We start from the raw sequence: 9,718 nt of genomic DNA on the forward strand, positions 1-9,718 counted from the left end.
TAGAGTTGATTGGTGACGGTAACAGTCCGTTCCTGAATTTTTCAAGACTTCACCAAGGCAGGGGCCAGTTGCCGGCTGAGCCGGAGGACGGCCTCGGCCGTTCGGGAGTCGGTGGCGGGGCGGAAGGGCGCGACGGGACGAACCTCGGGTCCGATGACCAGGCCGGTCCGCCCGTTCAGTGAGTCGTCGGCCGCCGCGAGAACCGACGATCGTGCGGCCAGTGCCGCGGAGCCGGACGTGGCGCGTGCGAAGGTACGCCGGACCAGCGGCCAAAGCAGCCGCAGCCCCGGCGAGACGATCTTCGGCGACCACACGGTGTCGTCGGTCATCGCGGTGGCCGCGCCGCCGGGATCAGCCGCGAAGACCGAGACGCCCGTGCCTCGCAACCGCTCCGCCAGATCCAGCGTGTAGGCGAGGTTGGCGAGCTTCGCTCGGCCGTACCAGTGAAAGCCGTAGTAGCCACCCGGCGGTTCGACGGCGCCGAAGGAGCGTTTGGCCGTCCGGACCGCACTCGAGGTGACATTCACGATCCGGCTCGGCCCTCCGGCCCGGAGCGGCTCCAGCGACAATTCGGTCAGCAGGTACGGGGAAAGGTGGTTGACGGCGAACGACGCCTCGATCCCGTCCACCGTCTGCTGCCGATCCGCGAACATCGCCCCGACATTGTTGACCAGGACGTTCAGCGGGCCTTCCGCCGCGAGCCGGGCGGCGAGCCCTCGGACGGAGTCGAGCGACGCGAGGTCGGCGGCGACGAACCTCGCCCCCGGCCCGGTCGCCACCGCGTCGATTCTCTCGACCGCGCGGGCACCCCGCTCGGCGTTCCGGCCGATCACGGTCACCGCGTGACCTGTCGCCGCCAGCCTCATCGCGGTCTCCAGGCCGATTCCTCCGGTCCCCGCCGTCACCACCGCCCGTTTGCCCATGGTCCTGCCCTCCACTGGCCCGAACGCTACCGGATAGCCATCCGCTTTGATGCTCAGACCGTAGCATAAGTGGATGGCCACCCGATTAGCGGAAGCGGGCGTGCGGCGACGAACTCCGAAGCTGCGGCTTTCAGGCTGCTGTCAGCGCGGAGGGCGCAGGCCCTCAAGGAGGACGTCGAGGTAGATCTCGGCACGCTCCGCGTCGTTGCCACCGGAGCGGACCGCGTGCTCGATGCCGCAGAGCAGAAGGCGGACATCGTCCGCCTCGATGCCCCGCCGGATGGCGCCCGCGCGGCGGGCACGGTCGAGCAGCTCCGCGACGGCACGGTCCAGCTCGACCTTCATCGCCGAGGTCTGTGCGTCGGCGTCGCTGGCGGATTCGAGCACCGCTGCGAACCCGGCGTCGTCCAGCGTGCGTCCGAGAGCGAAACGCAGAAGACGGCACAGCCCCGAAAGGGCGTCCTCGTCGGCCGCCGCGGCCCGCGCCTCGTCGACAAGCTGCTGGAAGCGCTCCGCCAGCAGCACCTCCAGCAGCGCGTGCCGGTTGGGGAAATGCCGGTACACGGTCCCGACGCCCACTCCCGCGAGCCGGGCGATGGTGTTCAGCATCAGTGAGTCGTCGCCTGCGGCCAACTGCTCGCGGGCGACCTTCAACACCCGTGCGCGGTTGCGTGCGGCGTCCGCGCGCAACACCGTCTGCCGCTCAGCACTGGGTGTCACGGGCACAGCCTAACGGCTTGCCGGTCAAGGGCCGCGAGGCGCCGATTCGAGCAACGACTCCTCATCAACGCACGTCTCGATCACCAAGGCTCGGCCGATGCTCCTCGTCGCGTACCGAGCCTGCGGGGAAGCTCAAGCCGCCTTCGCAGGTCGCGGGCCTGTCTCGTGATTCGGCAGCCGACCACTGTCCCGCGCCCGTAGGTGCCGGCGGGTCGCCGCGCCCTTCCCCCGACGGGAAAGGGCGAGTTTCCGGCAGCGGTGAACTTTGTCAGGGTAATGCACCTATTGACACTTATTTTAACCACCTGGTACTAATCGCGAACCTTGCCCTCCCCTTGCGACCCAAGGACGAGGACACCACGCGGACCTCCACGTCCGCCAGTACCAGGGAGTTCCTCTATGGGGAGTTCATTCGACCATCCCCGTCGGCTCAGGCGACTTACCGTCGTCGGCGGCTTGGCGGCGGCGCTGGCGCTCGGAACCGTGTCCGCCGCCAGCGGCGGTGTCCCGGCCCAGGGATCGTCAGGCGCGGACCTGACGGCCGCTGCGACCAGCGCCCTGCTGAAGGACTACGACCACGAGATCATCGACCAGTTCGACTCGGCCAACTCCGTCAACCATATTCGGCAACTCGCCGTGAACATCGGCCCGCGGCTGAACGGCACGCCACAGGAGCGGGAGGGCGCTGAGTACATCGGCGGCGTCCTGAAGTCCTACGGCTTCGATGTGGCCCTTCAGTCATGGGGCCCGGTCTCGACCAAGAACGTCGCGAAGGTCACGTCCCCGAACGCCGACCTGCCGGGAGGACCGAACTGGCAGATGGCCGCGTCGACCAGCGCGAAGTTCACTGGCAATGACGCCGCGGTGGAGGGGCAGGTCGTCTACGCCAAGACCGGCCAGTCCGCCGCGGACTTCCCCGCCGACACCGCGGGCAAGATCGTTCTGATGGACTACAGCACCACCGCGTCGGTCCGCAACACCGCCGTGGTCAACGCGGCGAGCCTGGGCGCTGTCGCGGTCATCCTGGCCTACGCGACCGGCAACAACGCGCCGCCGTCGTTCACGCTCACCACGGCCCAGCCGAACATCCCGGTGATGGGCGGCGGCAGCGCACACTCCACCTGGATCAAGGACCTTCTGGACAAGGGCCCGCTGACGCTGCGGATCACGACCAACCAGTACGTGAACCCGATGGGCACCAACGTCATCGGCATCCGGCACGCGGTCGGCGACCCGGACGGCACCAAGGCTCCGATCGTCATGGTCGGCGCGCACATCGACTCGGTGCTGGGTGCCCCCGGCGCCCACGACGATGCCTCGGGCAACGGCGTCTCGCTGGAGATCGCCCGGGTCCTCAGCCAGTACCCGCTGGACAAGGAACTGCGGATCGGCGGCTTCGGCGGTGAGGAGGGCGGCCTCCTCGGCGCGAGGGCGTACGTCAACACGCTGACCGCGGCGGAGAAGACGCGGTTCGTCGGCGAGTGGCAGATGGACATGGTCGGCACGCCGTACGAGCCGGCCCGGCTGTGGGCGCTGACCCCGAACGGCCAGTCGAACTACGTGGTCCAGGAGGCCTACAACGCGGGCGCGCGCGTCGGTTTCGACGGACTGCGCAACTGCAGGCTCGGGCAGAGCGACCACCAGGCGTTTTTCGACGTGGGCATCCCGTCCTCGCTGTTCATCTGGCTCGACTACCGCCCGCCGGCCCCGCCGGCCGTCTGCGGTCCGACCGGTGGGTCGTACGTCACCGAGCCGCAGTACCACAAGCCGACGGACACGATGGACAACATCAGCCCCGAGCGGCTGCAGATCACCCTTGACGTCGTGGGCGGCGCGGTGGCGCACAACGCGCTTAACGCGGTGACGGTGTCCGCGGTCTCCGACGGCGATCAGCCGCTGGCTGGGGCGCCGGTACGGGCCGACTGCGGCAACGGTCCGCGTGACCTGGGCACCACCGGCGCCGACGGCCGACTGCAGGCGGTGCTCCCGCACGCCACCTGTGACTTCACCACCACCGTCGACGGCCGGGTGGCGGACAAGCGGGGTGTGTCGATCGCCGGTGACCTGGCGGTGAAGATGACCGTCGACCTCACGAAGCCGACGATCTCCCTCATCAGGCCGACCGATGGCGCGGTCTTCGAGCTCGGGACGGCCGCGACCGCGTCCTACCGGTGCGATGACAACCTGGCCGGGGTTGCCACCTGTGTCGGCACGGTGCCCGACGGCAGCGCGCTCGGCACCTCCACCGTGGGCTTCCACGAGTTCACCGTGAACGCCACCGACAAGGCCGGCAACGCAGCCGACAAGAAGGTCACCTACCAGGTCGTCTATCCCTGGCAGGCCTACTTCCCGGCGACGATGAGCGGCAAGGCCAACAGCGCCGTACCGATCAAGTTCGGCCTCGGCGGTAACCGCGGCCTGGGCGTCATCGCCGCCGGCTACCCGGTCTCCCAGCCGGTGGCCTGCGACACCGGGAAGGCGACCGGTGCCTCCGAGCCGACCAGCGGCCCCGGGAACTCGAAGCTCAGCTACGAAGACGGTCAGTACAACTACGTATGGAAGACCGAAAAGAGCTGGTCCGGCACCTGCCGTACGTTCGAGCTGAAGCTCAATGACGGCAGCAGCCACTTCACCACCATCACCCTGAAGTAACCGCGATACGACCCCGGCCGGGGAACGGAGCCGGCATCGTGCCCCGCTCCCCGGCCCCGCAGTCATCGTGCCTGACTGGGTCGCGCTGCTGAGGCGCTGGAGCGAGGACTACGGGTTTGTGCGGGGCTCCGCCCCCACACCCCCGAAACGCGGGAGCCCCAATAAGCGCAGTCCGAGCGAAGCGAGGCCCTTTTCGGGCGGAGCCCGCCCTTCCCACAAGGGCGGGCTCTGCGATGACTTCCTGTGTGGTGACATCGACATCCAGTTCCGCCGCGTCGGAGAGGGCCTCCACCAGTTCGAGGGTGAAGGCACGCAGTTCGGCGGAGGTGAGGTGGCGAACCCAGGGGAAGACCTCGGGCATGGCGATGACCAGCGCGCGTGCGGTCGGATCGTGCTTGATGGCCAAGCTGCATGGCGACAAAAGTATGACTACCCCATGCGTGTGCCGCTTCCTGCGCGAGCGTGGCATCACCTCGTGCATCGCCCGCCGCAGGGTGGAATCCAGCCAACGCCTGGGACGGCACCGCTGGGTAATCGAGTACACGATGGCATGGTCGAACGGGGACCGCCGCTACGAACGCCGGGCCGACCACTTCGCGTCCTTCATCGCCCTCGCGGCCGCTCTCATCTGCTACCGCCGACTCATCTGTCTGCAGGTCACCGAGGCCGGTAGCCCTTCTTTTTACGGCTGGCTGGCACGGCCCGGCGACCGGAGCCATGCTGTGCGGGTTTTTGTGCAGGCCGCTGTGCCGGTTTCTCCGCAGGGGAGACGGGGGTACGGCCCCGCGAGCTGTTCACCGTCCGGCCGCGGACGATGCCGATGAAATCTTCCACCAGGTCAGTGGTCGCGTCCGTGGGCCAGGTCAGCGCAACCTGAGACTGCGGCGCGTCCGGCACCGGCCGGTAAGTGAGATCCCTGCGGTGGTGGAGGCGTGCCAGCGACAGCGGAACCAGGAGAATCCCAGTGCCGGCCGCTACCAGCTCGACCGCGTCCGCTGTTGTGGCCGGGCGGGTGAACGCGGGCAGTCCGGGCCGGACCGTCCACTCGATGGTGTCGTCCAGAGGATGGAACACCTCGTCGTCGATAAGGTCGGCGATGGCCACCTCGTCGGCGGCGGCCATCGCGTGGTCCTTAGGCACCATGACCACCGTGGTCTCCACGTAGAGAGGAATCACGCTGAGCCCATCCCGGTCGACCGGCAGCCTGACGAATCCGGCGTCGGCGCCGCCGTTCCGCAGGAGTCCCACCACCTCGGCGGCGGGAACCGCGACCAGGGCAATCGGCACGCCGGGCATTCTCTCGGTCCAGACGTTGACCCATTTCGCGGGTGTCACCCCGGGCACGTACGCCAGTCGAAACACCCTGCCGGGCTCTCCATCAGTCACTTCCTCAGGGTACCGATGTCAAGGGAACCTGTTCCGGCTGACTACTCTTGACGCCATGACCTCGCCCAAACCGAAGACCATCCAGACAATGAAGCCCGCGACCGCGGCCAAGAAGCTGGGTGTCCCCCTTTCGGCCACTCCCGCCGAGTTCCAGGCGAGTGTCGTCTCCAGGGACGAGCTGAACGAGTTGCAGTCGACGCCACCCGCCTGGCTCGCCGACCTGCGCCGCAACGGCCCGCACACCAAGCAGGTCATCGCCGCGAAGCTCAGGGTCTCCATTGCCGGCCTGCTCAGAGGTGGGATCACCGGACCGCTCACCACCGCTGAGATCGATGCGCTGAAGGCGGAGAACCCGGCGTGGCTGGAGCGCGAGCGGTCCAGCCACGCCGAGGCCCGCAAAGAAGCGCTCCGCCTCAAGTAACGCTAGACAGCTGAGATCCCGCACGTTTCCGACCCCAGACGCGTCTCCAAGCTGCCGCCACCGCCTCGCTGAGTGACCAACTGGGTGCGAAGCGAGGCCCTTTTCGGGCGGAGCCCGACCTTCCCACAAGGGCGGGCTCCGAGGTCAGGCTTCGCCGGTCATCAGGCCGATGGGGCAGCTGACGCCTGTGCCCACGAGCGTGTATCTATGTGACCCATGCGGAGAGCTGCGATCTACTGCCGGATCAGCCAGGACCGTGCGGGTGCTGGACTGGGGGTGGCCCGCCAGGAAGCCGACTGCCGGGCGCTGGTCGAGCGCCGAGGATGGCAGGTAGCGGACGTCTACCCCGACAACGACGTCAGCGCGTACTCGGGAAGCCCCCGCCCCGCGTGGCGACGACTTCTCAGCGATATCGAGGCCGGGACGGTGGACGCGATCGTCTGCTGGCACGTGGACAGGCTGACACGCTCACCCCGCGAGCTGGAAGACGTCATCGATCTGGCCGATCGGCGCGGCATCGAGCTGGCCACCGTAACTGGAGAGATCGACCTGGGCACCCCGACCGGGCGTCTGATCGCGCGGATGCTCGGGGCTGCCGCCCGCCACGAGGCCGAGCACAAGGCCGAACGGCAAAAGCGTCAACGGCGGCAGAGCGCCGAGGCAGGCAATGTTTCGGGTGGAGGAATGCGTCCGTACGGCTACGCCGACGATCGCATCACCGTCATCGACGAAGAGGCGGAGGTGATTTGTGAGGCCGCCCGCCGCGTGCTTGCCGGCGAATCGCTGACAAGTGTCTGCCGCGACTTCGAGAAACGCGACATCCGAACCCCGGCCGGACGTCACTGGCTGCCCACCACCCTGCGTCGACTCCTCGCCTCAGCCCGGATCAGCGGGCGTAGAGAACACACTCCGCGCAGCAGCTTCCAGACGACAAGGCCGCTGTTGGGGGAGATCGTCGCCGACGCGGTATGGCCCGCGATCATCACCCCCGTCGACTCCGACCGTTTACGGGCACTGCTCAACGACCCCGCCCGGGACTACCGCCGCCAAGCCGCCACCGGCCGCACCTACCTACTGTCCGGCATCCTGCGCTGCGGCAAATGCGGACACCGAATGAACGGACGCCCCCGCTCCGGTGTCCCCCGCTACGTCTGCCCGAACGTCCCCGGCAGCGGATCCTGCGGCGGCGTCGCAACCAACGCGCACCGCACCGACATCCACATCCGCGACATGCTCTTGACCGCGCTCGACTCCCCCGCCCTGGCCCAACGCATCCGCCACGACTCCGGCGACGATGACAACCTCGCCGAACTCGTCCGCGCCGATGAAGAGCTCCTCGAAGAACTGGCCGAAGCCTGGGCCGCCCGAGAGATCACCCGTAAGGAGTGGATGGCCGCCCGCGCCCCCATCGACCTGCGCCTGAACAACAACCGCGCCGCACTCGCCAGCCTGTCCCGAACCTCACCCCTCATCACGTTCATCGAACCATGCAGCAGATGCTCACCCGATGGGACGCGATGAACACCTCCCAACAGCGCGCCATCGTCGCCGCGACCATCCACCGCATCACCGTCGCGCCCGCCAACCCGCGCAAAAGATGGGACCCCGACCGCTTCACCTTCGACTGGATCGCCTAAGCCGCCAACAGGCGGCGCTCCGACTGCCGCTCCCCCACGAGCCGGAACACCGCCGCCACCCGCTCCAACACCGCCAGATCCTCAATCACCGGCGGCAACCCCTGCGCCGCCCGAGACGCCGCCACCCGCGCCCGCATCTCGTCATTCACCCACACCCGCCACCGGACAGCCGCCCCCACACGACACCCGCCCCGCGGCACCGCGCTTCCGGATCCTCCCTCCGCTGCATGCTCGCCTCCCTTCTCGCTCCTTTCGGACGATGACGAGATCAAGAATGCGACAACAGCCGAAGCCCGGACACCACCCAGCCGGACACCGTCGAGACGTCCTAGAAGTCCCTGATGAGACAGGACGTCCCCAGTCGTCCTCAACGCTGCCGTGCCGGCCAGCGAGCGGAAGACTGATCACCACTCGAACAACCGGCGAAGATGTGAACCGGCCAAGATCGAAAGTAACTTATCTGTACATGTATTAAAGGCGGTCCGCTCCGCGGCCCGCCGGGCGCACCGGCCGGTCTGCGTGCCCGGCTGCGGCTCTTCGGCCGGTCCGGGCACGCACCGCCCGCGCCCGAGAGTGCTGGCCTACTTCGACCGACCTGGCACGTTCAACGGCCCCACCGAGACCATCAACGGCCGACTCGAACACCCATCCAGCTCCGCCCTTGGCTTCCGCAACCTCACCAGGTCCCTGCTCAAAGCAGGTGGCTTCAGGCCGCAGCTACACCCCGGCTTGTGAAGAGTGCGTTCAGGTCGAAAGTTCACTCGGAGGGCAAGTTCCTGGTGTCCACGATGCGTAGGCGCTGCCTGTACTCCTGCACAAGCAGAAAGACCTCTTCGCGGTGTCGCTCGATGAAGTTTGCTATACCGAACAGGCCGCCCCATTTCTCAACGGTCTCAGGGTTCAGATCCTGCGGCAGCAGGGTCCACGTGTCATGCTCCTCGATCCCTCCTTGTGTATACGGAGGTAGGACCGACACATCGGCCACGTAATGCATACCGAGAAGATCGAGCAACTCGCGGTCAGCCTGCCAGGCGACGCCAGTCGCCTTAGCGATGTGCCAGTTCCAAGGGTCCTTGTACACCTGCTTTATGCGGCGACGTAGGGCGGGCACAGCGATGCCATTCCATCCGAGCTTTCCCTTCAGCAGGTGGCTGGGGGAGTTTTTGTTTCGAGGTGTGGCTACCGCTACGAACATCGGCACATACTCTCTCAGACTCTTCGTTATAACCTCTGCTTCGTACTCCTGAATGCTCTCAGGCAACCCGTAAACGAGGGTTGCCATGAGGTCACAGGGATTGTAGATGTGTAGCCGGACATCGTATTCATCAGGTAGTTCGCTGATAGTATCGAGCCAGCCGCCGACCAGCTCGGTCCAATCCTCATTGGTTTCCAGGCACCCCATTGCGGCATTTCTGAATTCACTCCATCGCGATGCAATCTTTGTGCTGGCGCTACTATAGAAGATAACTTGCGCCCCACCATCGTTGCCTCGTAGAGCGTTGATAAAGTCGTCTTTTTCGTAAGGAGTGAGCGAAAAAGCCCCTGAGGTGCGGATCTGGTTAATGCTCCAATGAGGATGACCGACTAAGTTGGAGAACCTTCCGGGACCGGCGCTTTCGAAGTCGTCACCAAAGACTGAACTAGTCACGTGACATAACGCTTCGTATTCATCAGGATGCTCGTACTCGTCACGCTCATCCTCATCCAGAGTCTCGTGATCGCACCCCTGGGCACAACGTGTCGGGTCTTTGCGAGGATCGACGTGGCCGAAGCCCAGGTAGAGGGCAAAAGGAAACATCACGGCCCCCGTAGGTCCACCGAAGTCGAGATCAACCCCGACAAGGTCGTCGACGTGCGCCTCGGCAGCGCTCCGAACTACCTGCTCCCCAGGGCCCCGGCGAGTTTGTGATTTGGTCAGCTTGATTCCCTCACTTCCATCTTGAACAGATTGAGGGTGCGTCGGTGGCTGTAGACGTGGT

General features: G+C 66.5%; 9 protein-coding genes and 2 pseudogenes. 6 read left to right on the top strand and 5 right to left on the bottom strand.

The annotated features are described in order from the left end of the window. Window positions 1-41 precede the first annotated feature (41 nt). Both ACGFIV_RS32170 and ACGFIV_RS32175 read right to left on the bottom strand, forming a co-directional pair. Window positions 42-923 carry an SDR family NAD(P)-dependent oxidoreductase gene (locus ACGFIV_RS32170; protein ID WP_358548449.1) on the bottom strand — a complete coding sequence of 294 codons (882 nt, stop codon included), beginning with the start codon at window positions 921-923 and terminating at the stop codon, window positions 42-44. Window positions 924-1,064: 141 nt separating this feature from the next. After that, window positions 1,065-1,643, bottom strand: a complete 579-nt coding sequence (locus ACGFIV_RS32175) for a helix-turn-helix domain-containing protein (RefSeq protein WP_358548447.1) — start codon at window positions 1,641-1,643, stop codon at window positions 1,065-1,067. Between the two features lie 399 nt (window positions 1,644-2,042). Here ACGFIV_RS32175 and ACGFIV_RS32180 point away from each other — a divergent pair, with 399 nt between their 5' ends. Next, window positions 2,043-4,295: a PxKF domain-containing protein gene (locus ACGFIV_RS32180; RefSeq protein WP_358548444.1), complete on the top strand. Its 2,253-nt coding sequence runs from the start codon at window positions 2,043-2,045 to the stop codon at window positions 4,293-4,295. 401 nt (window positions 4,296-4,696) lie between these two features. Then, window positions 4,697-4,939 (top strand): annotated as a pseudogene (locus ACGFIV_RS32185) (IS5/IS1182 family transposase); the annotation flags it as partial. 13 nt (window positions 4,940-4,952) lie between these two features. Here ACGFIV_RS32185 and ACGFIV_RS32190 read toward each other — a convergent pair. Then, the gene (locus tag ACGFIV_RS32190) at window positions 4,953-5,681 is read right to left on the bottom strand and encodes a LysR family substrate-binding domain-containing protein (RefSeq protein ID WP_392838613.1); all 729 of its coding nucleotides are present in this window, start codon (window positions 5,679-5,681) and stop codon (window positions 4,953-4,955) included. An 88-nt stretch (window positions 5,682-5,769) separates the two neighbouring features. On the opposite strand from ACGFIV_RS32190, the gene ACGFIV_RS32195 reads away from it, so the two are divergent. The 3 genes from ACGFIV_RS32195 (at window position 5,770) to ACGFIV_RS32205 (ending at window position 7,739) form a co-directional block, all read left to right on the top strand. Further along, window positions 5,770-6,102, top strand: coding sequence for a DUF5997 family protein (locus tag ACGFIV_RS32195; protein WP_392838615.1), 333 nt, complete (start codon window positions 5,770-5,772; stop codon window positions 6,100-6,102). 216 nt (window positions 6,103-6,318) lie between these two features. After that, a complete protein-coding gene (locus tag ACGFIV_RS32200) occupies window positions 6,319-7,623 on the top strand; it encodes a recombinase family protein (protein WP_392838617.1) in 1,305 nt (434 codons plus the stop codon). Then, a complete protein-coding gene (locus ACGFIV_RS32205; protein WP_392838619.1) occupies window positions 7,599-7,739 on the top strand; it encodes a hypothetical protein in 141 nt (46 codons plus the stop codon). The genes ACGFIV_RS32200 and ACGFIV_RS32205 overlap by 25 nt, the downstream gene beginning before the upstream one ends. Here the strand turns inward: ACGFIV_RS32205 and ACGFIV_RS32210 are convergent. After that, window positions 7,736-7,888: a hypothetical protein gene (locus ACGFIV_RS32210; RefSeq protein ID WP_392838621.1), complete on the bottom strand. Its 153-nt coding sequence runs from the start codon at window positions 7,886-7,888 to the stop codon at window positions 7,736-7,738. The two genes, ACGFIV_RS32205 and ACGFIV_RS32210, sit on opposite strands and share 4 nt — an antisense overlap. Window positions 7,889-8,312: 424 nt before the next feature. On the opposite strand from ACGFIV_RS32210, the pseudogene ACGFIV_RS32215 reads away from it, so the two are divergent. Further along, window positions 8,313-8,474, top strand: a pseudogene (locus ACGFIV_RS32215) (transposase); the annotation flags it as partial. Window positions 8,475-8,496: 22 nt separating this feature from the next. Here the strand turns inward: ACGFIV_RS32215 and ACGFIV_RS32220 are convergent. Continuing rightward, the coding region (locus ACGFIV_RS32220; RefSeq protein ID WP_392838623.1) for a hypothetical protein at window positions 8,497-9,718 on the bottom strand (1,222 nt) is incomplete at its 5' end.

Source organism: Sphaerisporangium sp. NPDC049003 (assembly GCF_043197795.1).
In the GTDB taxonomy this organism is placed as follows: Bacteria; Actinomycetota; Actinomycetes; order Streptosporangiales; family Streptosporangiaceae; genus Sphaerisporangium.

Excerpts from the sequence above, each read along its gene's own strand:
- ACGFIV_RS32170 (WP_358548449.1), bottom strand. The coding sequence starts at position 923 with ATGGGCAAACGGGCGGTGGTGACGGCGGGGACCGGAGGAATCGGCCTG.
- ACGFIV_RS32200 (WP_392838617.1), top strand. The coding sequence starts at position 6,319 with ATGCGGAGAGCTGCGATCTACTGCCGGATCAGCCAGGACCGTGCGGGT.
- ACGFIV_RS32205 (WP_392838619.1), top strand. The coding sequence starts at position 7,599 with ATGCTCACCCGATGGGACGCGATGAACACCTCCCAACAGCGCGCCATC.
- ACGFIV_RS32195 (WP_392838615.1), top strand. The coding sequence starts at position 5,770 with ATGAAGCCCGCGACCGCGGCCAAGAAGCTGGGTGTCCCCCTTTCGGCC.
- ACGFIV_RS32180 (WP_358548444.1), top strand. The coding sequence starts at position 2,043 with ATGGGGAGTTCATTCGACCATCCCCGTCGGCTCAGGCGACTTACCGTC.